Genomic DNA, 23,715 nt, shown 5'->3' with positions numbered 1-23,715 from the left:
AATCTCTGAAAGGCTCTAAAGTGAGTGCAATTGTTGATATCGTTGGCCGCGAAATTCTGGATTCGCGTGGCAACCCCACCGTGGAATGTGATGTGCTGCTGGAATCGGGTGTGATGGGCCGCGCGGCCGTCCCCTCGGGCGCCTCGACCGGTTCGCGTGAAGCCATCGAGCTGCGCGACGGCGACAAGAGCCGCTACCTGGGCAAGGGCGTGCTCAAGGCCGTCGAGCACATCAATACCGAAATCTCCGAAGCCATTCTGGGCCTGGATGCCGCCGAGCAGGCCTTCCTGGACAAGACCCTGATCGACCTGGACAACACCGACAACAAGAGCCGCCTGGGCGCCAATGCCATGCTGGCCGTGTCGATGGCCGTGGCCCGCGCCGCTGCCGAAGAAGCCGGTCTGCCGCTGTACCGCTACTTTGGCGGCATGGGCGGTGTGCAGCTGCCCGTGCCGATGATGAACGTCATCAACGGCGGCGCCCACGCCAACAACTCGCTGGACCTGCAAGAGTTCATGATCGTGCCCGTGGGCGCGCCGAGCTTCCGCGAAGCGCTGCGCTGGGGCGCTGAAGTGTTCCACGCCCTGAAGAAGATCATCGACAGCCGTGGCATGCCGACCGCCGTGGGTGACGAAGGCGGTTTTGCGCCATCGGTCGAGAACCATGAAGCCGCCATCCAGCTGATCCTCGAAGCCATCGACCAGGCCGGCTACACCGCCGGCGAGCAGATCGCTCTGGCGCTGGACTGCGCTGCCTCCGAGTTCTACAAGGACGGCAAGTACGTGCTCGAAGGCGAAGGCGGCATCAGCCTCACGGCCGAGCAATGGACCGACATGCTGGCCGCATGGTGCGACAAGTACCCCATCATCTCCATCGAAGACGGCATGCACGAAGGCGACTGGGATGGCTGGAAGGTGCTGACCGAGCGCCTGGGCAAGAAGGTGCAGCTGGTGGGTGACGACCTGTTCGTGACCAACACCAAGATCCTCAAGGAAGGCATCGACAAGGGCATCGCCAACTCTATCCTGATCAAGATCAACCAGATCGGCACCTTGAGCGAAACCTTTGCCGCCATCGAGATGGCCAAGCGCGCCGGCTACACCGCCGTGATCTCGCACCGCTCGGGCGAGACTGAAGACAGCACCATCGCCGATATCGCCGTGGGCTTGAATGCGGGCCAGATCAAGACCGGGTCGCTGAGCCGCTCGGACCGCATGGCCAAGTACAACCAGCTGCTGCGCATTGAAGAAGACCTGGGCGAAGTGGCCGTGTACCCTGGCCGCGCCGCCTTCTACAATCTGCGCTAAGCCTGCTGCGGGGCATGGCCTCAGGCCCTGCCCCGCCAGCCCTTTCGAGCCCTGTTTGCCATGATCTCTCGCATTGTTCCCTTTGTGCTGCTGGCCATTTTGGTCAGCATCCATGCCCAGCTCTGGAGTGGGCGCGGCAGCGTTCCCTACGTCAAGGACATGAAGCAGCAAATCGCCACGCAGAAAACAGAGAACGAAGCGGCCACACGCGAGAACGTGCGCCTGGAGACCGAGGTCAACGACCTCAAGCAAGGCATGGACATGGTCGAAGGCAAGGCCCGCAATGAGCTGGGCATGGTCAAGCCCAATGAAGTGTTTGTGCAGTACACGCGCAAATAAAGCAGCGCAGCGCCCAGCCCCAGCAAGCGCCTCTTCGGAGGCGCTTTTTTGTCGCCCGCCCCTGGCTTTGGCCGTATCATCGCCGCCATGCCTGCGACGCCCTCCTCTGCCATGATGCCCTGCCCCCAGGACTTGCCACCGACGGTCTATCTGGCCTCGGCAGCTTGTGAGGATGCAGCACAACTCGCGCAGCAACTGGCGCATTATCTGGCACAGGGCGATACGGCATCGCCCCCGGCATGGGTGCTGCAGGCCTGCAGCTTTGCGCAACTCACCGCCTCGCCAACGTCAGATATGCCAGCCGCTGTCCTGGCGCGGCATGACGCCGTGCTGCTGCTGGCGCCACCAATGCGTGACAGCGCCAGCCAAACCGATCCGGCGCAGACCCTGCTGATGCAAGCACGCCTGCACCTGGTGGCCCAGGGACAGGCGTTTCAATTGTTGTTCAGCCAGGGGCACCGGCGGGAGCAGGAAGCACTTGCGGCACTGTGCAACTGGTTCCCGCAGGCGCCGGGCTTGCAGGCTTTGCGCACGGCATTGCGCCAGGCCAACCCAGGCGCGCGTGCGCGCTGGAACTGCGAAAAATGCAGCGACCCCGATTGCGAGCTGCGCCTGTTCCAGGGCCTGATCACACCGCCAGCCAGCTAAGCGCGCGGCCAGCGGCGCCCGGCATCACTGCATCAGGTTGGAGGCCGGCGGGTCATTGCCGCGCTCGGTAAACAGATGCGCCACATCGACCGCATCAAAGCGGTACTGCTGGCCACAGAATTCGCAGCCCACCTCGATCATGCCCTGCTCTTCCAGAATGCTGTCGGACTCTTCCTGGCCCAGGCTGCGCAGCATATTGCCCACGCGCTCGCGGCTGCAGGTGCAGGCAAAGTGCGGGCCGCCTTCGCCGTCTTCAGGGACAAAGCGCAGCAGCTTTTCTTCCCAGAACAGGCGGTGCAGGATGGTCTCGACGTCGAGGTTCAGCAGCTCATCGCGGGTCAGGCTGGCCGCCAGGTGGGCGATGCGGTTGTACTCTTCGTTGAGGCCGATCTGGTCGACCTCTTCGGTATTCTGCGCACCCGCTGCCAGATTGGCCTCGCCCTTGATCGGCATGCGCTGCACGATGAGGCCAGCGGCCACCTTGTCGTTGGCTGCCAGCACTAGCACGGTGTCGAGCTGCTCGGACTGGCGCATGTACTGCTGCAAGATGGCGGCCATGCTCTCGAGCGGCTGGCCATCCACATCGACCAGCGGCACCACGCCCTGGTAGGGCTGCTGGCCGGGTTGCTTGTCCTTGGGGTCCAGGGTGATCGCGCAGCGGCCCTTGCCATGCACATTGACCATATCGGTCAAGGTCGCATCGGCGGGCAGATCACCAATCATCGTGACGGTGGAGCGCACGCTCAGGTTGGTCAGCACCTCGGTGACGGCCAGCTTCACCGGGCCATCGCCCGAGATCTGGAACACCAGCGCGCCGTTGAATTTGATGTTGGACTGCATCAGCACGCCAGCGGCGGTCATCTCGCCGAGCATCTCCTGCACCGGTAGCGGGTACGGGCCGGTACTGGTATTGACTGCGCGGCGCTGCAAGATCTCTTGCCAGGCATCGGTCAGTCGAACAATGGCTCCCCGCACGGGCAGCCCATCAAACAAAAATTTATGCAGTTCAGACACTGTAATTCTTCCAATTCAATACATGCAGGCCTGCTGCGCCCGGGCTTCACACCCGGGGCACAGCGCCTCAATCCGGCAATTTTCGCAGACCCGATTTGAAACGCCGCGCATTGGCCATATAGCCCTCTGCACTGCGCCGCAGCCCCTCGATCTGCTCCTGGCTCAACTGGCGCACCACCTTGGCGGGGCTGCCCACAATCAAGCTGCCTTCAGGAAACTCCTTGTTCTCGGTCACCACCGCGCCAGCACCCACCAGGCAATGGCGGCCGATTTTGGCACCGTTGAGCACAATGGCGCCCATGCCGATCAGCGACGCATCGCCAATCGTGCAGCCATGCAAGATGACGTTATGGCCAATGGTGACGTGCTTACCGATGTCCAGCGGCTTGCCCTTGTCGGTGTGCAGCACGCTGCCGTCCTGGATATTGCTGCCCTCGCCAATGCGGATCGGGTCATTGTCCCCCCGCAGGATGGCACCAAACCACACACTGCTGTCTGCGGCCATCTCCACGCGGCCGATCACCTGCGCGCTGTCTGCAATCCATGCCGAGGCGGCAACCTGCGGCTGCACACCATCGAGTTCATATTTCGCCATCATGTCTCCATCGGGTTATGGTTCTGGGTCAAGCACCCCCTTGGTGCTCGCAGCAGCGCGGGCCATGCCTGCCTTGCACGCCGCCATGGGGGCGCCAGCCTCATAATTGTAGGGATGGAATTACGTCAATGTGCCTTGCAGGCCCTGTGTGTGGCCGATGCCGAGGAAAAATCCGCGCTCACCCTTGCCATGTATGCGCAAAGAGCCACTATTTCAATAGCACCCCAGGCGCAGTTGGCTGTTCCCGAGGGCACCAGCCTGCCCGGCCACCCGGCCAGACCTGAGCTCAAGGTCCACACCGCCATGGGCCGGCGCTCGCCCGCCACGGCCGAGGGCCGCGCCATCTTGTTGCACGCCATCGCCCATATCGAGTTCAACGCCATCAACCTGGCGCTCGATGCGATCTGGCGCTATGGCGGCATGCCCGAGGCCTTCTACCAGGACTGGCTGCAGGTGGCGGGCGAGGAAGCCAAGCATTTCCGGCTGCTGCGCGCCCATTTGCGCAAATGGGGCCATGACTATGGCGACTACCCGGCGCACCAGGGCCTGTGGACCATGTGCGAGAAAACCGCCGATGACATCGTTGCGCGCATGGCCTTGGTGCCCCGCACCCTGGAGGCCCGTGGTTTGGATGCAACTCCCCAGATCCAGTCAAAATTGCAACAAACGGCTGCGCCAGACGCCCTGGAGGCAGTCGCGATCCTGGACATCATCCTGCGCGAAGAAGTGGGTCACGTGGCGATCGGCAACCACTGGTACCGGTTTCTTTGCGCGCAGCGCGATCTGGACCCGGAGCGGCACTACAGCTGGCTTGTGAGCCACTACGAGGCACCTCGCCCCCGCCCGCCGATCAACCTGTCTGCCCGCCGCGAAGCCGGGTTCAGCCAGAGCGAGTTGGACTGGCTGCAGGGGCAACTGTAACAAACAGACGCTTTTTATACGCCAAAAGCGTGTGCAGTTTGCTACAAAACCAGCAGGTTCACTCTCTCCACAGACGCGTGAAATGCCTGATATGAAGGACAATGCACGTCGATCCCGAGATAACGAAATGCAGACATTGCTTGCGCCAGTTGCTGGTGAGGCACCACTGATGCATGCAATGGTTCAGCCGTACATGCAACACACGAGCGCGCCTCCTTCAACACCCCCCTCCATGGCAGCTGCCATGGTGTTCACGTCACCCGCACCCCCCATTGCCTGGCAGCCGATCAAGGATGCCGACGGTGCCGTCATCGGCCACGAGATATTCAACCGCTCACGCAGCGCGTCGTCCCATACGCTGGAATCGGACCTGGCGCTGACGCATGCCGTGCTCTCGCACATCGAGCCCGCCCCCTTGCTGGGCGATGGCCTGCTGTTTCTGAACACCACGTTCGAGAGCCTGCGCGGCAGCCATCTGAATCTGCTGCCTGCAAGCCAGGTGGTGCTGGAGATCCCGTCGCTGGGCCATGCCGCATCGTCAGAGGCACTGGCACGCCGCCCTGCGCTGGAAGCCTTGCGCGCCAAGGGCTTTGCGCTTGCGTTCAACCATTCGGTGCTCGATTCGGCCTACGCGCCCTGGCACGACCTGGTCAACTACCTGAAGATCGATTTCTCGGTGCTGTCTGCCGAGCGCGCGGTACTGATGCTGCAATGGGCACGCCGCATATCTGGCGCCACCTTGATCGCCGACAAGATCGAGTCCGCTGCGCAGCTGCAATTGGCGCAGGAGAACAAGGCCCATCTGCTCCAAGGCTATGCGGTCAGCCGCCCCGAGCCCATTCCCGCCCGGGTCGTGCTGCCCAGCACCGCCGATGTCGCCGCACTGGCGCAGGCGCTGAACAACAAGGCCGATACCGCCACCCTGGTCGAGCTGCTGCAGCACCGCCCCGCCCTGCTATTCAATCTGCTGCGCATGGCGCAGTCGCAAAACCTGGAGGCGCGCGCGCCCTACCTGTCCTTGCCCGAGCTGGTCCAGGCCTACCCGGCCGAACACCTCAAGGCCTGGGAGACCATGCTGCAGGCCGTGGCGGCCAAGATTCCGCAGCTGCCCCAGATCCAGCACTGCGAAAAGCTCTACCCGCGCCTGAGCGCAGAGCTGGCAGCCAAGGCCCAGGCGCTCTGGCCGCAAGTGCCCGCCGGCAACCTGCAACTGGTGGCCGGTGCCTTGCTGCTCGGCCATATTTTGGGCATGGGCGTTGCGCAAACCGCCAACCAGCTGCTGCCCGGGGCGCTGGCCCCATCGGCGTGCCTGCTGGCCCAGGAGTGGCAGGCCTTGCTGCCCGTGCTGGCCTAGGCTACATAGCCCCCAGATAAAAAGCCCGATGCTGATGCAGCACCGGGCTTTTTTTTGGCACCGTTGCCCACACCGCAGCGGGTGCTGGGCCAGGTGATCAGACCATCTCGCCGTCCAGGTTGTCGTCGTGTGCGCGCTCACGGATAAAGAACGCCGCAATCAGACCCAGGGTCACGCCAAACATCACATAGAAGGCAGGCGACATGGTCGAGCCCGTGGTCTTGATCAGCCAGGTCACGATGAACTGGGCAAAGCCGCCAAACACCATCACGGCGATGTTGTAGGCCATGGACATGCCGACAGAGCGCACATTGGCGGGGAAGAGCTCAGCCATCACCGTGCTGAAGACGCCAAAGAACACCGACACAAAGAGGCACACAACCACCTGCACGGTCATCAGCTTGGCAATGGTCGGGCCATCGGTCAGCCAGGCGTACAGCGGGTACAGCACCAGCAGGTAACCCAGCAGCGAGCCAATCATCAAGGGGCGGCGGCCCACACGGTCCGACCAGGCACCCATGAAGGGCATCAGCACCACCATCAGCGCAGCGCCGGCCATCTGCACCATGAAAGTATCGTGCAGCGGCAGCTTCAAGGTGACAGTCGAATAGGTCACCAGGTAGGTGAAGGTGATGTAGATCGACACCGTGGCCGTTACCACCAGGCCCATGCCGACCAGGGTTTCACGTGCATGGGTGCGCAGCATCTCCAGCACACCGACTTGCTTGACCGTGCCGGCCTTTTGCGCGGCTTGCATCTTCACAAAGGTTTCTGGCTCTTCCACATGGCGGCGGATATAGATGGCCACCGGCACGATCAACAGGCCCACGGCGAATGGAATGCGCCAGGCCCAGGACATCAGCTGCTCCTGGGTAAAGAAGTCGGTGATCAAGGTACCCACGGCTGCACCGATCAGCAGCGCCGCCATCTGGCCCGTCATCTGCCAAGAGCCATAGAAGCCCCGCTTGCCCTTGGGCGCCAGCTCGATCAGCAAGGCGGTCGAGGTGCCAAACTCTCCCCCTGCGGCAAAACCTTGCAGCAGGCGCGCCAGCACGATGAAGATTGGCGCCCAGATGCCCACGCCCTGGTAGGTGGGCGCAAAGGTGATCAGCGCAATGGCCACGGCCATGATGCCGGTGACCATCACCATCGCCGCCTTGCGGCCCTTGCGGTCGCCGTACAGGCCCAGCAGAATGCCGCCGACTGGGCGCATGAAGAAGCCCACGCCAAACACGGCCGTGGTCATCAGGATGCGGTTGAGGTCATCGCCCGGATCGTTGGGGTTGGAGGGGAAGAACAGCTTGGCCACAATGGGCGTCATGAAGGCAAAGACCAGAAAGTCATACCATTCGAGCGCATTGCCAATGACAGCGGCCAGAATATTTCGCTTGGATACAGCAGTAGATTGCACGCAAAAATCCTAAAAAACACGAGGCACAGCCGGCAGCAACACGGCTAGATGCAATAACGAGAACGGAGAATGATCTTTGCAACGGTGCGGCCAGAGAAGCAGGCGTGCGAGACAGAAAAGCGGGCAAATCCAGGAAAACACAGACTGCACCGGGGTCAATTCATGCATGAAATGCATAAATAACCATAAAGATCAGCATTGAATTGTAATCGGTCGCAAGCAGCGCGCCGGGCGCCACAGCGGGATTTAGCCCTGCCGGCGGTGCAGGAAAACCCCGTTTCCCAGTCTGCGGGAGGCCCAGCGCCAAAGGCGGCGCAAACCCCTGAATTACTGGGAAAAGGCGCTGACCGCACCAGTCACCAAGGCCTTAGCGGCGATCGGCCAATGCGTGGGCAATGGTGCCCAGGTCCACATATTCGAGCTCGCTGCCGATGGGCACGCCACGGGCCAGACGCGTAAAGCCAATGCCCTTGCGCTGCAAGGCCTCGCTGATCACATGGGCGGTGGCCTCCCCTTCGGCGGTGAAATTGGTGGCCAGGATCACCTCCTGCACCACGCCGTCGCTCGCGCGCTGCAGCAATTGCTGCACACCGATGTCGCGCGGGCCAATGCCGTCGAGCGGCGACAGGCGCCCCATCAGCACGTAGTAATAGCCCTTGTACGCACCAGTGCGCTCCAGCGCCGCCTGGTCTGCCGGGGTCTCCACCACGCACAGGCGCGCGGCATCCCGCCCTTCGTCCAGGCAGGTGTCGCAGATGCTGTTTTCGGTAAAGGTGTGGCAGCGCTCGCAGTGCTGCACCCGGCTGCTGGCCTCGTGCAAGGCACGCGAGAGCAGCTCGGCGCCCTCGCGGTCGTTTTGCAGCAGGTGAAACGCCATGCGCGATGCCGACTTCACCCCTACGCCCGGCAGGCGGCGCAGCGCTTGCACCAGCGCCTCCAGGGTGCCGGTATCAGACATGGCCAGGGCCCATCAGCAGCTGCACCAGACAGACAAGCCCTTGGCCGTGCAGAGCAGCCAAGGGCTTGGTAGCGATAAAAGCTTGCGACAAAGTGACTAGCTTAGAACGGGAACTTCATGCCGCCGGGCAGGCCTGGCATGCCAGCGGTGATCTTGCCCATCTTCTCGTTGCTGGTCTCTTCGGCCTTGCGCACGGCAGCGTTGAAGGCGGCAGCCACCAGGTCTTCGAGCATGTCCTTGTCTTCGGACAGCAGGCTGGGGTCAATGGTCACGCGCTTGACGTCGTGCTTGCAGGTCATCAGCACCTTGACGAGACCGGCACCGGACTCGCCTTCGACCTCGATGTTGGCCAGGTCGTCCTGGGCCTTCTTGAGGTTGTCCTGCATGGCCTGGGCTTGCTTCATCAAACCAGCGAGTTGTCCTTTGTTGAACATGGAAAATCCTTTTGTATAAAAACCTGCGGCAGGCGGGGAGGCCCATCTGCCAGCGAACGCCGCATCATAGAGGCTGAATGCTACCGGGCACTATTTTCGCGCCAAATTGCTGTATCAAAGACTGGACATAGGGATCCTGGCGCACGGTGTCCTCGGCCGCGCGCTGGCGGGCCTGCACGGCATGGGCCTTGCGCCGCGCCGGGCAGTCGCTCACGGCGCCCACCGACACCTGGATCTTGCCCACCAGACCGGCGGCCACCAACGCGGTGCGCAGGCGCTCGATCGTGCCGGGCTGGGCGAGCGACTCCAGGTCCACCCGCAGCCACCAGGCATCGGCCTCGCGCTTGATGAGCTGGGAGCGCAGCGCCAACTGGCGCGCCACCGCCGTGATGGCTTCGGCCTGCACCAGGCCGGTGACCGTGTCGTTCCAGAATCGGCCCTCTTCGGTGTCCTCGAATTCGGGCGGCACACGGCCCAGGTTCTCGCCAAAGTTGGCCGCTGGCCGGTCCAGCTCACTGGCTTGCGGCGTTTGCACCGGCAAGGCGATCAGGCTGGCACGGTCAGGGGCCGCTGCAGCGGGCAGCTGCGCGGCGGGCGCTGCATCCGGCAGATCGGCCAGCGCTGCTGGCTCGTCATCCGCATAGGCCTCCATCGGTACCTCGTCAAAGTACGGCGCTGCGGTCTCGTCCTCGGCATCGCTGTCCGGCTCGGGCAGGGCATCATCGTCATGGGACTGCGGCTGCTCCTCTTCCACCAGCTCTTTTTCGGTCTGGGCGGGGGTCGGCGGTTCGGCCGCGGCAGGCGCCACTGTGGCAGCGGCGCGTGCGGGAATCAAATCTTCTGCGCTGCGCACCGGCAGCTTGACGGCTTCCACCGTGGGCGTGGCGGCGATAGGCTCCGAAGCCGGAGCTGCTGGCTGGGCCACAGGAGCCGCCACAGGTGCCGGTGTGGGCACAGGCGCGAACACAGGTGTGGGCGCTGAAACCGGTGCAGAAACAGGCGCAGAAATGGCTGCCGATGGCGGAGCAGCAACAACAGGCGCCGCAACCGCCACGGGCGCATCCACCGCAGGGGCGACCTGCGGCGCTGGAGACGCGGCAACCGGCGTCACCACGGGCGGAGCAACAGCCAGGGCAGGCGCAGCAATCGGCGCAGCTGCTAGCTTGGGCGCAGCAGCCACCGGGGCCACAGCCCCACTATTCAGAGTTTTTTTTTCAGCCGAGCCCGCAGGCTTGAAGGCCAGCAGCCGCAGCAGCGCCATCGTCAAGGCCGCATATTCATCCGGTGCCAAACCCAGCTCGCCCCGGCCATGCAGCGCAATGCTGTAGAGCAGCTGGGTCTCGTCCGCAGGCATCTGCTGGGCCAGGCGCAGCAGCTCCTGCTGCTCGGCATCGTCTTGCGCGCCGGCGGCCTGGGCCTTGTCCGGCACGGCCTGGAACACGGCCATGCGCTGCAGCTGCACGGCCATGTCTTCCAGGGTGGATGCGGCCGAGAGACCCTGGTGGCGCAGCTGGTTGACGGTATCGACCACCTCGGCGCCATCACCGCGCGCCAGCGCATCGATCAGGCGAAACACATGGCTGGAATCGACGGCGCCCAGCATCTGGCGCACGCTGGCTTCCTGCAGCTGGCCGCCACCAAAGGCAATCGCCTGGTCGGTCAGCGACAGCGCATCGCGCATCGAACCACGGGCCGAGCGCGACAGCAGCCGCAAGGCTTGCGGCTCGGCCGCAATCTGCTCTTGCACCAGCACGCGGCCCAGGTGTTCCTGGATGGTCTCTGGCGCCATCGGGCGCAGGTTGAACTGCAGGCAGCGCGACAGCACCGTGACCGGCACCTTTTGCGGGTCGGTCGTCGCCAGCACAAACTTCAGGTACTCGGGCGGCTCTTCCAGCGTCTTCAACATCGCATTGAAGGCGGTATTGGTGAGCATGTGCACTTCGTCGATCATGAAGACCTTGAAGCGCCCCTGCACCGGCTTGTACACCGCTTGCTCCAGGAGGCCCTGCACTTCATCGACGCCGCGGTTGGAGGCGGCATCGAGCTCGGTGTAATCGGGGAAACGTCCGCTGTCGATCTCGGTACAGGCCGGGCACACGCCGCAGGGCGCAGCGGTGATGCCGCCATGGCCGTCAGTGCCCGTGCAGTTGAGCGACTTGGCCAGAATGCGCGAGACCGTCGTCTTGCCCACACCCCGGGTTCCCGTGAACAGATAGGCATGGTGCAAGCGCTGCTGCACCAGCGCATTGGACAGCGCCTGCACCACATGCTCCTGGCCTACCATTTCAGAGAAATTTCGCGGACGGTATTTGCGAGCGAGAACAAGATAAGACATAGCATCGCATTCTACGGTCAGTCACGGCCATGGGCGGCACTGGCTGCGCGCAGCTTGCAATACTTTTGGCCGCTGCGCCCTGGCCGCATAGGCGAACAAGGACTTTTTGGCCAGCTTGGCCAAGGGGGTCCCATTCTTTAGGTACAATCGACAGCTGACGGGCCTCCTCGCATGGGGAAGCGGCCAACCGGGTCAGGTGGGGAACCAAGCAGCCCTAACTGTGGATCCAGTGCCGGGGTCAGGCTCGTCACCTTCATTCCTTAGAGTTCTTTCAGATCAAGAACTTGAGTCCTAGCAAGGACTTAGACCTCCTCAACTGTGCCCTTTCGCTGTGTCACTTCCATCTAAATCTAGACAGGGAAACGACATGGCAAGAGGAGCGGTGGGCCTCCATCTACGGAAAGACTCCTCCATTTACCAGTTCCGTGCGTCAGTACCCGAAGACCTCATGAGCATCTACGGCACTGACCGCATTCGGGAGAGCCTTCATACCTCCAACCGGCAAGAGGCAATCCTCAAGGCAAATCGCAGGCGCACGGAGCTACTAGAGGAGTTCGAGGCCAAGCGCAAAGCCCTCAATCCCCAGACTCTGGAGGTCATCACTCCGGAGCTGGCGCAGGTCCTAGCCAATGGTGCACGCCGTAGAGTCCTCCAGGGAGACCGGAGCCGAAGGCAGGGGAATGACCCCATCTTCAATGCTCTATCCCAGGCAGCCCTATCCCGGCTCCCCTTCATGCCGAATCCGGATGGCTCCATTACTCTGCCCGAGAGGGACCCTCTGGATGGTCTCTCGCTATGGGAGACAATCGGCCTAGAGGTACTGAACGGCAGGCAGTTTCAGGAGGCTGGGGAGGACCTAGCTCGGATGAATCTCCGATCTGTCTTGCCACTCCTTCAGGCTGATGCTCTGGCCATGGGCTTCACCGTTACCAGGGAGACCGGAGGCCTGAAGGAGGCGCTCTATGCCTACCTATCAGCCTACCGCATGGGCTGGCAGGAAGCCACCCAGAGGGACGCAGGAGAGCCTATTGAGACGGATAACCCCCTACCCCTCACCTTTGCACCAAAGGACTCCACAGGGGCTCTAGCGGCCTCCAAAAGCCACACTAATACCACCCTCATGGAGGTCTATGGCCGCTGGCTGAAGATCAAGACCCGAACCAAGTCAACAGAACAGGCTTACAAGCTGGCGGAAGAGTGGTGCGAGGAGCATCTAGGCAAGCCTCTGTATGTCCAACGAATGACCAGAGAACAGGGGGATTCCTTCAGGGCATGGCTGCAGGAGCCAGATAGAGCAATCAGCAAGAAGACCGCTCGGGACAGACTCACGGCCATAAAGTCTTTACTGGTCTATGCCTACAGGGAACTGGGACTGATCGACAAACAACCCTGGGAAGGCCTGGACATCAAGACCCCCAGAACTCCCACCCGAAGGAGCTGGAAGGATGAGGAGCTACAGACCCTATTTGGTCAACCCCTATTCCAAGCCTATGACACCCCCAAGGGCTCCAAAAGTGGAAGCGATTCAGCCTATTGGATTCCCCTGCTAGGTCTCTATACCGGAGCCCGCATAGGAGAGCTGGCGCAGCTACGGACCACAGACATCACAGATGAAGACGGAACCCCAGTCCTGCGCATCACGGATGAGGACGGGAAACGACTAAAGACAGATGCCTCTCGGAGGTCCATCCCCATTCACCCCGAACTGATCCGGCTAGGCCTGCTGGAGTATGCGGAAGCCATCCGCAAGGCAGGTCATGCAAGCCTCTGGCCGATCCTCACATTGCCACCAGAGAGACCAGGGCTCAACATTTCCAATTGGTTCGGTCAATACCGCAGGGATAGCGGCCTAACTGAAGCCTATCCAGACTTCCACTCCTTCAGGCATCTGGTGAGGACTCGCATGTCCAAGGCCAAGATACCAGAGAAGGTCCAGGATGCCATCACAGGACACGAGACGCAGGGCAGCATAGGAACCAGGGTCTACCAAGGTATTGACCTAGAGGACCGGCTAGAAGCCATCCTAAGCCTCTCCTACAGCTCCTTTAGCCTCCCGAGGGTCTACACCTCGCCACGCCTGGAGAAGGCCTCCAGAGGCCGCCAGAAGGGCTACAAGGTCAAGACCAAAGAAGACTAGATAAGGAGTCTCCTCAGGAGTACTGATGCCTTTACAGATGGAGACCCTAATTGGCCTCAAGTCCCTTATGGTGTGGGTTAAATGCCCCCTATAGGTACTCTTAAGGGCTCTCCATTGGGTCTAGACTCTCCTCTAGTGATGGTCATCTCTGTATGGTCATCTCTCTATAGGGCTCCTATGGACTCCATTGGGTCTCTCTGTAGGTTTATCCTCTGGACTACGGGCTCTCCTCAAGACTGACTAGCTTCATCTGATGATGGTCATTCTCTACAGGGACTCCGGTGCCTTTGGGCTCCTCTGGAAGGGTCTCACGCCTACCAATGGTGTGGGTTAATCGGCAGCCCCACAGGAAGCCCTCAGGAGCACCAATAGCCGTGCATGTAGGCAACCCCACCAGCTAGACCCCAGAGCCTCACAGGCAGCCCCTGGAGGCCTCCAGTGGGGCAGTTTAGACCGCCTCTAGATTACCCTGCCTGATCCGCATCACGGTCTGCCGACTGGTCCCCATGGCCCTAGCGATTGAAGCTACAGCCTCACCAGCAGCAAGCCTCCTGAGGACCTCCTGAGTCTCCTCATCAGTCAAGCTCTTGGGCCTCCCCAGGCTCTTGCCCTCAGCCTTCGCTCTGGATAGCCCTGCCTGAGTCCTCTCGATCAGCAGGTCTCTCTCAAACTCAGCTACTGCGGCAATAACCCCCATGGTCATCCTACCCGCTGGGCTCGTGAGGTCCATCCCACCAAGGGCTAGGCAATAGACCCTGACCCCCTCAGCAGCAAGATCATCCACAGTAGTACGGACATCCATAGCATTCCTCCCGAGGCGATCCAGCTTGGTGACCACCACTACATCTCCAGCCTCCAGCTTGGCAACCAGGGAGGCCCATCCAGGGCGCTCAGAGGCCGCTACAGAGCCGCTAACGGTCTCAGTGATAGCTCTCCTAGGGGAGACCTCAAAGCCCGCTCCAGCGATCTCCTGTAGCTGATTGGCGGTAGTCTGGTCTGAGGTAGAGACACGGCAGTAAGCGAAGACTCTAGGGGTGCTGCTGGCGCTGGTGGACATCGAAAGGGGCTCCTCAGGGTGTACTAAATGGATGTCCGTAATATACACCATGTACAGAACATTGTCACCCTATCTTTTGGACACCCTCTGAACCCCTGACCGTAAACGACCGATTGTGGTCGCCTATGCGGATCAAAAGAGCTACTAGATCGAAAGAAAGTACACTTAAAAACAAATGAACACCTGAAGAATAGGAGTAAAAATGGGTTTCATCTCAGGAGTTAAAGCGAACTGGTCCAAAGCAGGGGCGGCTGCTTCAATCCAAAAATTCTTTGAACTTCAGCAGAAACTGGGCAATCTTCCTGACGGCTTATCTCCTTCATACGCCGCAAACAAAATGGTCGACACAGCTTGGGAACGATACATCGCAGAATCAAATGCAATACCCCACAAGCTAGCTCTAGTCGCGATTAGCATGGGGCTCGCTGTAGTTGCAATGGAGCAAGCCAACCAGCCAGAGATGAGGAGACTTGCGATGTCCGGTCTTAGTTCAGTCATGAAGGAGATTTCTGCTTCTGGCAGCACCCTCAAGCTTGACTCAAGAGACGTTTCGTTAATTCAGATGGCTAGGACCATTTATCTCGAACACATAGCTTAGACCCCTAGCCCGTCCCCCTTCAAGTCTTGAGGGGCATCCTCAGGACCGCACACGGGGGAATCTGAGCCCAAGGTCTTATTGAGAAGCCCTCGGAGAGTTTTTCCAAGATTTGCATTCCAGGAATCCTCCACTGGCTCACCCCTACAACCTGCTAGACTACGCTTCTTAACCGTGACCCAGCACTGTGCACGTTGAGGTTAGAGGGTATGCTGCAAGTCATTGATTTGCATAAGGTGTTATCGCAAACTGACAGCGGTCAGGCTCGTCACCTTCTTTCGACCAATGCCAGCCTCGCGCTGGCATTTGCTTTTCCAGGCCAGGCGTGGGAATCCACGTAGAATGGCGCCCAAGCCATTCCTGTCACTGCCATGAAATACCTGCTGTGGCTGCTCAAAGCTGTCATCTTCTTCACCCTGTTTGCATTTGCGCTCAATAACCAGCGGGATGTGGTGGTGCATCTGTTTTTTGGCACCCAATGGCAGGCGCCGCTGGTTCTGGTGGTGCTGCTCGCCTTCAGCGCGGGCGTGATTGTCGGCATCATCGGCATGGTGCCGCGCTGGTGGAAGCACCGCAAAGCCGCGCAGCGTGCAGCGGCGGCGCAAACCGCTGCGGGCGAGCCCACCCCTTCCACCAACGCCCCTGCGGACGAGACCACCCCGCTGCCACCTCATGGAATTTGACATCTCCTGGATCCTGCTGGGTTTCCCCGCAGCGTTTGTGCTGGGCTGGCTGGCCTCGCGCTTTGATCTGCGCCAGATCCGCCGCGAGAACCGCAGCGCCCCCAAGGCCTACTTCAAGGGGCTGAACTTTCTCTTGAACGAGCAGCAGGACAAGGCCATCGATGCCTTTATCGAGGCCGTGCAGAACGACCCCGATACCGCCGAGCTGCACTTTGCGCTGGGTAATCTGTTCCGCCGCCGGGGCGAATACAGCCGCGCGGTGCGCGTGCATGAGCACCTGCTCTCGCGCGCCGACATCAGCAAGCCCGAGCGCGAGCGCGCCCAGCATGCGCTGGCCCTGGATTTCATGAAAGCGGGCCTGCTGGACCGCGCCGAAGATGCGCTGGCCCGGCTGGAGAACACCCCTTACGAGAACGAGGCACGCCTCTCGCGTCTGGCGATCTATGAGCGCGCCCATGACTGGCCGCAAGCCGTGCAGATCGCGCGCCTGATGCACAGCCACAACCAGGGCGACTACAGCGTACGCATTGCCCATTACCTGTGCGAACAGGCGCTGGGCCAGTTGGCACAAGGACAGCTCGACGCCGCGCAGGACTTGCTGCAGCAAGCCCAGTCCGAGGCGCCGCACGCGCCGCGCCCCCGGATCGAGCTGGCCCATCTGCAGCACAAGAGCGGCCATCCCGCGCTGGCCTTGGGATCGTTGATGGAGCTGGCCTCGGTGTCGCCCTCATCGGTACCCCTGGTCGCACCGCTGATGCTGGAGCTGGTCAAGAGCGACGAGCGCAAGCCCCAGGTGCGTGCGCTGCTGGAGGCCAACTACCAAAGCGCGCCATCGCTGGATGTGATGCAAAGCCTGGTGCAGCTGGACGAATTTGCCGGCGTGGAACAAGCCGAGGGCCCGGTGGGGCGCGACTGGTACATCGAGCACCTGCGCCATGAGCCCTCGCTGGTTGCAGCCGGCCGCTGGCTCGCGCAAGAATCGCTCAGCCACGAAGAGCACCACCCGGCCATTCAGCGCGCACTGGACAATGCCGCCAAGCCTCTCACCCGCTACCGCTGCGCTGCCTGCGGCTTTGAGGCGCGCCAGCACTTCTGGCAGTGCCCCGGCTGCCAATCCTGGGACAGCTACCCGCCACGCCGGGTGGAAGAACAGTAAGCGCCTGTTCTAAACCTATCCAAACAGCGATAGGACTTCCCAGTCGCTTCTGCTAGGATGCACAAACGCCCTGCCCTGGGGCGCAGGAGCCCTGATATGCCACGGCACCGGACCCCACGCAGCCCAGCCCCGCCCGCACCGCTCTGCAGCCATGCGCCAGCAGCGGCGCAATATGCGCTTCCGCCACGCCCAACCGGTGTTTTTGGCCTGCGGCGCCGCCATCGCCTCCCCCTGAACCAGCCACCCGACACTGCAGCAAGCCTGCAGTGTTGTGCTATGGGCAAGCGCCGGGCTATTCATGCAAAGCATGCATGGGCGCATACCCAAAACAGGCATCAAGAAAACACCTCTGCTCGCGCATTTGCAGTCACTAACATGGGGTATTGACTATCGATAAGCCATGACCAATATCCTGAACTTGCTCGGGTTTTAGTAGCAGCTGGGATCGGGCCAGCTTGTAGAATTTACAAAGAAATGGCACTTTCATACCTGATCCTCCTCCCCTTCATCGGCAGCGCAATTGCAGCGCTGTTGCCTGCCAACGCGCGTAACACCGAGTCCACGCTGGCTGGGGCCATAGCGGTGTTCTGTGTGGTTCAGGTCGCCATGCTTTTCCCGGAAACGCAGAACAACGGCGTCGTGCACCACAACGTTGCCTGGCTGGGCCAGCTGGGCCTGGATCTGCACTTCCGCATGGACGGGTTTGCCTGGCTGTTCTCCATCCTGGTGCTGGGTATCGGCAGTCTGGTCGTGCTGTATGCGCGCTACTACATGTCGCAAGCCGATCCGGTGCCGCGCTTTTTCTCGTTCTTCCTGGCCTTCATGGGCTCGATGATGGGCGTGGTGCTCTCGGGCAACCTGATCCAGCTGGTGTTCTTCTGGGAGCTGACCAGCCTGTTCTCCTTCCTGCTGATCGGCTACTGGCACCACCGCAAGGATGCCCGCATGGGCGCGCGCATGGCGCTCACCGTGACCGGCACCGGGGGCTTGTGCCTCTTGGGCGGTGTGCTGCTGCTGGGCCACATTGTGGGCAGCTATGAGCTCGACAATGTGCTGGCCGCAGGCGACCAGATCCGCAACCACGAGCTCTACCGCGTCACCCTGGTGCTGATCCTGCTCGGCGCGCTCACCAAGAGCGCGCAGTTCCCCTTCCATTTCTGGCTGCCGCGCGCGATGGCAGCCCCCACCCCGGTCTCGGCCTACCTGCACTCGGCCACCATGGTCAAGGCGGGGGTCTTTTTGCTCGCCCGCCTCTGGCCTGCGCTCAGCGGTACCGAGGAATGGTTCTGGCTCGTTGGCGGTGCCGGCGCCATCACCTTGCTGCTGGGTGGCTATATCGCCATGTTCCAGCACGACATGAAGGCGCTGTTGGCGTACTCCACCTTATCGCACCTGGGCCTGATCACCTTGCTGCTGGGCCTCAACAGCCCGCTGGCGGCCGTCGCTGCGGTCTTTCACATCATGAACCATGCGACCTTCAAGGCCTCGCTGTTCATGGCCGCCGGCATTGTGGACCACGAATCCGGCACCCGCGATATCCGCCGCCTCTCCGGCCTGCAAAAGATGATGCCGATCACCGGCACCTTGGCGATGGTGGCCAGTGCGGCCATGGCCGGCGTGCCGCTGCTCAACGGCTTTTTGTCCAAAGAGATGTTCTTTGCCGAAACGGTGTACATCAACACCACGCCGTTTCTGACCACCGCCTTGCCAGTGGCCGCCACCTTGGCCGGCATTTTCAGCGTGGCCTATTCGCTGCGCTTCACGGTCGATGTGTTTTTTGGCCCTCCGGCCACCGATCTGCCCCATGAGCCCCATGAGCCGCCGCACTGGATGCGCGTGCCGGTCGAGCTCTTGGTGCTGATCTGCCTGCTGGTGGGCATCTTCCCGGCCTGGGCGGTGGGCAGCTACCTGGATGCAGCTGCCTCGCCGGTGGTGGGCGGCAATTTGCCGGAGTTCAGCCTGGCGCTGTGGCATGGCATCAATGCACCGCTGGTGATGAGCATCATCGCGATGCTGGCGGGCATCCTGCTGTATTTGCTGCTGCGCCTGTTGCGATCCAAGCAATACCTCGATGATGCGCCGCTGGTTGGCCGCGTCAATGGCCAATGGGTGTTCCAGGCGGTGATGGCGATCATCACCAACGGCGCGCGCCATCTGCGCCGCTGGCTGGGCACGCGCCGCTGGCAGTGGCAGGCGCTGTGGCTGGTGCTGGCCGCCTTGCTGACCGCCACCCTGCCCTTGCTGATCCACGGCCTGCAACTGGGCAACCGGGGCCTGCAGCCGCTGTCGCCCGCCTTTGGCATTTTGTGGCTGATCGGTATCAGCTGCTCGCTGGCAGCGGCCTTCCTGGTCAAGTACCACCGTCTGGCGGCCCTGGTCACCCTGGGCGGCGCGGGTCTCGCCACCTGCATGACCTTCCTGTGGTTCTCTGCACCCGATCTGGCCTTGACCCAGCTGGTGGTCGAGGTGGTCACCACGGTGCTGCTGCTGCTGGGCCTGCGCTGGCTGCCCAAGCGCGACAAGAAGCTCAAGAAAGTCTCCCAGCATGGTGCACTGGTCACGTTGCGCCGCTGGCGTGACCTGGCGATTGCGCTGCTCGCTGGTGGTGGCATGGCCTGGCTGTCGTTTGCGATGATGAGCCGGCCTTTCCCGGAGAGCACCTCGACCTTCTTCCTGGAGCGTGCCCTGCCCGAGGGCGGCGGCACCAACGTGGTCAACGTCATGCTGGTCGACTTCCGGGGCTTTGATACCTTTGGTGAGATCGTTGTGCTTGGCATTGTGGCGCTCACCGTCTATGCACTGCTGCGCCGCTTCCGCCCCGCACCCGAGGCCATGGATGTGCCTGAGCAGCAGCGCTTTTTGCCGGCTGACTTGCAGACCGACCTGCTCAACCCGCGCAGCGCGACCGATACCGCTGTGGGCTACCTGATGGTGCCGGCGGTGCTGGTGCGCCTCTTGCTGCCGTTTGCCGCGATTGTGGCGATGTATCTGTTCATGCGCGGCCACAACGAGCCCGGTGGCGGCTTTGTGGCCGGCCTGACCCTGGCCATTGGCCTGCTGCTGCAGTACATCATCTCCGGCACGCACTGGGTGGAATCGCATCTGCCGATCTACCCGCGCCGCTGGATCGCCGCCGGCCTGCTGTTCGCGCTGGGCACGGGTGTGGGCAGCTGGTACTTTGGCTACCCCTTCCTCACCAGCCACACCGCACACCTGACCTTGCCCGTGGTGGGCGAGATCCATGTCGCCAGCGCGCTGTTCTTTGATATTGGGGTGTTCTCGCTGGTGGTCGGCTCGACCATGCTGATGCTCACCAGCATTGCCCACCAATCCGTCCGGGGATTCCGCTTCCACGAGCGCCAGCAAGGCGAGCGCAGCGACTCCGCTTCTCAACCCTAAGGACAATACCAAATGGAAATCGTACTGGCCATTGCCATTGGCGTATTGACCGGCTCCGGCGTCTGGCTGTTGCTGCGCCCACGGACTTTTCAGATCATCATGGGTCTGCTCTTGCTGTCGTATGCGGTCAATTTGTTTATCTTCAGCATGGGCCGCGTGGGCCTGGCGATCGACCGCGAACCGATACTGCAGCCCGGTGTGCCCACCGATTTGATGCATTACGCCGACCCCATGCCGCAGGCCCTGGTGCTGACGGCCATCGTCATCGGCTTTGCGATGACCGCGCTCTTCTTGGTGGTGCTGCTCGCCTCGCGCGGCATGACGGGCACTGACCACGTGGACGGCTCCCTGTCCAACGATGTGCAGGAGGCGCCTTGATGTCGCTGATGATGCTGACTGAGCGCCTGATGCCGCACCTGTTGCTGGCACCGATTTTGCTGCCCATGCTGACCGCAGCGCTGATGCTGACCCTGGGCGAGAAGTACCAACGCACCAAACTGCTGATGAACATCAGCTCCTGCCTGATCGGCCTGGTCATTGCGATGGCCCTGGTCAAATGGAGCAACCAGGATGGCATGGCCACCTCGATGAGCGTCTACCTCTCGGGCAACTGGGCCGCGCCGTTTGGCATTGTGCTGGTGCTCGACCGGCTCTCGGCCCTGATGCTGCTCACCACCAGCGTGGTCGCGCTCTGCGCCGTAGTCTATTCCGGCGCGCGCTGGCACCGGGTGGGCGTGCATTTTCACCCGCTGTTCCAGTTCCAAATGATGGGCCTGGCCGGTGCCTTCCTGACCGGTGACCTGTTCAACCTCTTCGTTTTCTTCGAGATCATGCTGGCGGCATCCTACGGTTTGCTGCTGCACGGCTCGGGCAAATCACGGGTGCAGCATGGCCTGCACTACATCGCCATCAACCTGGCGGCCTCGTCGCTGTTCCTGATTGGCGTGTCGATGCTCTACGGCATCACCGGCACCTTGAACATGGCCGATCTGGCGCGCATCATCCCCAGCGTCAGCAGCGCGGACCGGGGCTTGCTGCATACCGCAGCGGGCATTCTGGCGACCGCCTTCTTGATCAAGGCGGCGGTCTGGCCGCTGAACTTCTGGCTGGTGCCCGCCTATGGCTCGGCCACCGCCCCTGTTGGCGCTATTTTTGCGCTGATGACCAAGGTGGGCATCTACACGATTGTGCGGCTATGGACCCTGATGTTCAGCAGCGAGGCCGGGCCGTCGGCCCATTTTGGCAGCGCCTGGCTGATCCTGGGCGGGCTGGCCACGATGCTGTACGCGGCCGTATCCATCCTGGGCACGCAGCGCCTGGGCTATGTGGCGGGCTATGCAGCCATTCTGTCGGCCGGCACCTTGCTCGCCGCTGCCGGCTTTGGCCAGAACCTGATGACCAGCGCCTTGCTGTACTACATGCCCAGCTCCACCTTGGCCGTGGCCGCACTGTTCCTGGTCACCGACCTGATCGAGCGTTGGCGCACGACCGACGGCGCCAGTGTCCGCTTTGAGGATGAGGAGGCGCCGTTTTTGACGGCAGAGCTGTTGCCGCGCGAGGGCCTGAACCTCGACGAGGACGAGGAAGTGCTGATTGGCCGGGCCATTCCGGCGGCCATGGCCTTCCTGGGCCTGTCGTTCATGGTCTGCACCTTGGTGATTTCCGGCCTGCCACCGCTGTCGGGCTTTATCGGCAAGTTCGCGATGCTCTCGGCGCTGCTCAATCCGCTGGGTCTGGGCTCGTCGGCCGGCACACAGATCGGCTGGCTGGGCTGGCTGTTCATGGCCATCCTGATCGCCACGGGCCTGATGGCCTTGACGGCCCTGGTGCGCATCGGCATTCGCGAGTTCTGGTCCAGCATCAGCCGCAACACGCCCGAGCTCAAGGTGATCGAAGGCCTGCCCCTGGCCATTTTGCTGGGCTGCTGCATTTTGATGGTGACCCATGGCGCCAGCGTGATGCGCTTTACCCAGCGCGCGGCCGACAACCTCCACTCGCCCGGCAACTACATCCGCGCGGTGCTGGAGACCAGCCCCAAGCCCTCCCCCACGGCCAAGCCCGTGGTTGCGCCCGAGATCCCGACCGTGCTGCCTGAATCAGGCTTTACAGCGGCGCCAGATGCAACCCCTGCAGGAGGTAGCGAGCTATGAAGCGCCTTTTCCCTGCCCCCCTGCTGTCCGTACTGCTGTGCCTGGTGTGGCTGCTGCTCAACCGCAGCATCAGCCCCGGGCAGATCATCCTGGGCGTGCTGTTCGGCTTGCTGATCCCGGTGCTGACCCAAGGCCTGCGCCCCCGCTCGGTCAGCATCAAAAAGCCCTGGACCATCATTCGCCTGGGCCTGCGCGTGGCGGCCGATTCGATTCGCTCCAATGGCGCCGTGCTGCGCCTGCTGCTGATGCCGGGCAGCCGCAAAAAGCCCGCCGGCTTTGTGCATGTGCCCCTGCAACTGCGCGACCCCAATGGTCTGGCGGTACTGGCGATGATCGTCTGTATCACCCCGGGCACCGCCTGGGCCGAGATATCGCGTGACCGCTCCATCCTGCTGCTGCATGTGCTGGAGGCAGATGACCCGCAGGGCGTCATCGACCACATCAAGGCCTTCTATGAACGGCCCCTCATGGAGATTTTTGAATGAACAATATTCTTGCCTGGACCATGCCGGCAGCCCTGTTCATCCTGCTGCTGGCGATGCTGTTTGCGATGATCCGGCTGCTCAAGGGCCCGCAGGCCCAGGACCGCGTGCTGGCCCTGGACTGCATGTACCTGATCGGCATGCTCGCCATGCTGGTGCTGGGCATCCACTATGCATCGGTCAATTACTTTGAAGCGGCCCTGCTCATCGCGCTGTTTGGCTTTGTCAGCTCCACAGCCATGGCCAAGTTCCTGCTGCGCGGGGAGGTGATCGAATGACGGAAATCGACCTGCCCATCTGGGTGCAGATTCTCGTGTCGGTGCTGGTGCTCGCTGGCTGCCTGATCACCCTGATCGGCGCGCTCAGCCTGTTTCGCCTGCCCAGCTACTACGAACGCGTGCACACCCCGTCGATCATCGCCTGCGCCGGCTGCTGGCTGATTGTCTGGAGCTCGGTCTTCTACTTCAGCCTGCAGTCGCACAAGCCCAGCTTTCACACCTTGCTGATCGCCGTGCTGCTGTCGGTGGCTGTCCCCATCACCAATATCTTCTTGATGCGTGCGGCACTGTTCCGCGACCGGCGCATGGGCAAGGATGTGCCGCCCAGCCTGAGCCGCATCGTCTCGGCCAACCCGGAAGGCAACGACGCCTGAGCCGGCGATGGCGATAGACGGCTAAGCCACCACGGCGGGCGAGGCGCATTGGGGAATAAGCGCCAGGGGACAGCAGGAAGAGCGCGCT

The 23,715-nt window shown here is 62.1% G+C and carries 22 protein-coding genes and 1 other RNA gene; 16 read left to right on the top strand and 7 right to left on the bottom strand.

Annotation, left to right across the window (positions count from 1 at the left end; genetic code table 11):
• Positions 1 to 20 precede the first annotated feature (20 nt).
• From eno to WH265_RS11455, 3 genes are read left to right on the top strand one after another with little or no spacing between them, the layout of a single operon-like run.
• Positions 21 to 1,307 carry a phosphopyruvate hydratase gene (eno, locus tag WH265_RS11465; protein ID WP_021028245.1) on the top strand — a complete coding sequence of 429 codons (1,287 nt, stop codon included), beginning with the start codon at positions 21 to 23 and terminating at the stop codon, positions 1,305 to 1,307.
• 60 nt (positions 1,308 to 1,367) lie between these two features.
• Entirely contained in the window at positions 1,368 to 1,646 is a 279-nt protein-coding gene (locus WH265_RS11460; RefSeq protein WP_021028246.1) for an FtsB family cell division protein, read from the top strand.
• A gap of 48 nt (positions 1,647 to 1,694) precedes the next feature.
• Positions 1,695 to 2,294 (top strand): hypothetical protein, encoded by a 600-nt coding sequence (locus WH265_RS11455; RefSeq protein WP_339558355.1) that lies wholly within the window; start codon positions 1,695 to 1,697, stop codon positions 2,292 to 2,294.
• A 24-nt stretch (positions 2,295 to 2,318) separates the two neighbouring features.
• Here WH265_RS11455 and hslO read toward each other — a convergent pair whose 3' ends face one another.
• Both hslO and WH265_RS11445 read right to left on the bottom strand, forming a co-directional pair.
• Positions 2,319 to 3,308 (bottom strand): Hsp33 family molecular chaperone HslO, encoded by a 990-nt coding sequence (gene hslO, locus WH265_RS11450; RefSeq protein ID WP_339517959.1) that lies wholly within the window; start codon positions 3,306 to 3,308, stop codon positions 2,319 to 2,321.
• Positions 3,309 to 3,375: 67 nt separating this feature from the next.
• Positions 3,376 to 3,903, bottom strand: a complete 528-nt coding sequence (locus tag WH265_RS11445; RefSeq protein ID WP_339517958.1) for a gamma carbonic anhydrase family protein — start codon at positions 3,901 to 3,903, stop codon at positions 3,376 to 3,378.
• 114 nt (positions 3,904 to 4,017) lie between these two features.
• Between WH265_RS11445 and WH265_RS11440 the strand changes: the two genes are divergently transcribed.
• Together WH265_RS11440 and WH265_RS11435 are read left to right on the top strand one after the other, a co-directional pair.
• A complete protein-coding gene (locus tag WH265_RS11440) occupies positions 4,018 to 4,824 on the top strand; it encodes a ferritin-like domain-containing protein (protein WP_339517957.1) in 807 nt (268 codons plus the stop codon).
• A 232-nt stretch (positions 4,825 to 5,056) separates the two neighbouring features.
• Positions 5,057 to 6,178 (top strand): EAL domain-containing protein, encoded by a 1,122-nt coding sequence (locus WH265_RS11435; RefSeq protein ID WP_339558354.1) that lies wholly within the window; start codon positions 5,057 to 5,059, stop codon positions 6,176 to 6,178.
• 97 nt (positions 6,179 to 6,275) lie between these two features.
• Here the strand turns inward: WH265_RS11435 and WH265_RS11430 are convergent, their stop codons facing one another.
• The 4 genes from WH265_RS11430 to dnaX all read right to left on the bottom strand — a co-directional run bounded on the left by WH265_RS11430 (position 6,276) and on the right by dnaX (position 11,316).
• Complete coding sequence (locus WH265_RS11430; protein ID WP_339517953.1) at positions 6,276 to 7,589, bottom strand: MFS transporter; 1,314 nt, start codon at positions 7,587 to 7,589, stop codon at positions 6,276 to 6,278.
• A gap of 367 nt (positions 7,590 to 7,956) precedes the next feature.
• Positions 7,957 to 8,547 carry a recombination mediator RecR gene (recR, locus tag WH265_RS11425; RefSeq protein WP_021028253.1) on the bottom strand — a complete coding sequence of 197 codons (591 nt, stop codon included), beginning with the start codon at positions 8,545 to 8,547 and terminating at the stop codon, positions 7,957 to 7,959.
• Between the two features lie 101 nt (positions 8,548 to 8,648).
• A complete protein-coding gene (locus tag WH265_RS11420) occupies positions 8,649 to 8,981 on the bottom strand; it encodes a YbaB/EbfC family nucleoid-associated protein (protein ID WP_021028254.1) in 333 nt (110 codons plus the stop codon).
• Positions 8,982 to 9,045: 64 nt separating this feature from the next.
• The gene (gene dnaX / locus WH265_RS11415) at positions 9,046 to 11,316 is read right to left on the bottom strand and encodes a DNA polymerase III subunit gamma/tau (protein WP_339558353.1); all 2,271 of its coding nucleotides are present in this window, start codon (positions 11,314 to 11,316) and stop codon (positions 9,046 to 9,048) included.
• Between the two features lie 156 nt (positions 11,317 to 11,472).
• Between dnaX and ffs the strand changes: the two genes are divergently transcribed.
• Both ffs and WH265_RS11405 read left to right on the top strand, forming a co-directional pair.
• Positions 11,473 to 11,568: signal recognition particle sRNA small type (ffs, locus tag WH265_RS11410), an RNA gene on the top strand.
• 115 nt (positions 11,569 to 11,683) lie between these two features.
• Positions 11,684 to 13,453: a DUF6538 domain-containing protein gene (locus WH265_RS11405; RefSeq protein ID WP_339558352.1), complete on the top strand. Its 1,770-nt coding sequence runs from the start codon at positions 11,684 to 11,686 to the stop codon at positions 13,451 to 13,453.
• Positions 13,454 to 13,901: 448 nt separating this feature from the next.
• Here the strand turns inward: WH265_RS11405 and WH265_RS11400 are convergent, their stop codons facing one another.
• The gene (locus tag WH265_RS11400; protein WP_339558351.1) at positions 13,902 to 14,510 is read right to left on the bottom strand and encodes a recombinase family protein; all 609 of its coding nucleotides are present in this window, start codon (positions 14,508 to 14,510) and stop codon (positions 13,902 to 13,904) included.
• 202 nt (positions 14,511 to 14,712) lie between these two features.
• Between WH265_RS11400 and WH265_RS11395 the strand changes: the two genes are divergently transcribed.
• The 9 genes from WH265_RS11395 (at position 14,713) to mnhG (ending at position 23,627) form a co-directional block, all read left to right on the top strand.
• Positions 14,713 to 15,108, top strand: coding sequence for a hypothetical protein (locus WH265_RS11395; protein WP_339558350.1), 396 nt, complete (start codon positions 14,713 to 14,715; stop codon positions 15,106 to 15,108).
• 368 nt (positions 15,109 to 15,476) lie between these two features.
• A complete protein-coding gene (locus tag WH265_RS11390; RefSeq protein ID WP_312988353.1) occupies positions 15,477 to 15,788 on the top strand; it encodes a LapA family protein in 312 nt (103 codons plus the stop codon).
• On the top strand, positions 15,778 to 16,944 hold the full coding sequence (gene lapB, locus WH265_RS11385) for a lipopolysaccharide assembly protein LapB (RefSeq protein WP_339517951.1): 1,167 nt from the start codon (positions 15,778 to 15,780) through the stop codon (positions 16,942 to 16,944). Before WH265_RS11390 ends, lapB begins: the two co-directional genes overlap by 11 nt.
• Positions 16,945 to 17,418: 474 nt before the next feature.
• Positions 17,419 to 20,343 carry a monovalent cation/H+ antiporter subunit A gene (locus WH265_RS11380; protein ID WP_339537921.1) on the top strand — a complete coding sequence of 975 codons (2,925 nt, stop codon included), beginning with the start codon at positions 17,419 to 17,421 and terminating at the stop codon, positions 20,341 to 20,343.
• A 12-nt stretch (positions 20,344 to 20,355) separates the two neighbouring features.
• Positions 20,356 to 20,721 (top strand): Na+/H+ antiporter subunit C, encoded by a 366-nt coding sequence (locus WH265_RS11375; protein ID WP_021028259.1) that lies wholly within the window; start codon positions 20,356 to 20,358, stop codon positions 20,719 to 20,721.
• Positions 20,721 to 22,493 carry a monovalent cation/H+ antiporter subunit D gene (locus WH265_RS11370; protein WP_339558349.1) on the top strand — a complete coding sequence of 591 codons (1,773 nt, stop codon included), beginning with the start codon at positions 20,721 to 20,723 and terminating at the stop codon, positions 22,491 to 22,493. Before WH265_RS11375 ends, WH265_RS11370 begins: the two co-directional genes overlap by 1 nt.
• Positions 22,490 to 22,978: a Na+/H+ antiporter subunit E gene (locus tag WH265_RS11365; protein WP_021028261.1), complete on the top strand. Its 489-nt coding sequence runs from the start codon at positions 22,490 to 22,492 to the stop codon at positions 22,976 to 22,978. The genes WH265_RS11370 and WH265_RS11365 overlap by 4 nt, the downstream gene beginning before the upstream one ends.
• On the top strand, positions 22,975 to 23,253 hold the full coding sequence (locus WH265_RS11360) for a K+/H+ antiporter subunit F (protein WP_021028262.1): 279 nt from the start codon (positions 22,975 to 22,977) through the stop codon (positions 23,251 to 23,253). The genes WH265_RS11365 and WH265_RS11360 overlap by 4 nt, the downstream gene beginning before the upstream one ends.
• Positions 23,250 to 23,627, top strand: a complete 378-nt coding sequence (mnhG, locus tag WH265_RS11355) for a monovalent cation/H(+) antiporter subunit G (RefSeq protein WP_021028263.1) — start codon at positions 23,250 to 23,252, stop codon at positions 23,625 to 23,627. The genes WH265_RS11360 and mnhG overlap by 4 nt, the downstream gene beginning before the upstream one ends.
• Positions 23,628 to 23,715: the final 88 nt, after the last annotated feature.

Source organism: Comamonas sp. MYb396, assembly GCF_037479555.1.
Taxonomy (GTDB): Bacteria; Pseudomonadota; Gammaproteobacteria; order Burkholderiales; family Burkholderiaceae_C; genus Comamonas.
The sequence above is the reverse complement of the archived record's forward strand: the minus strand, read 5'-3'. Positions and strand labels throughout refer to the sequence as shown.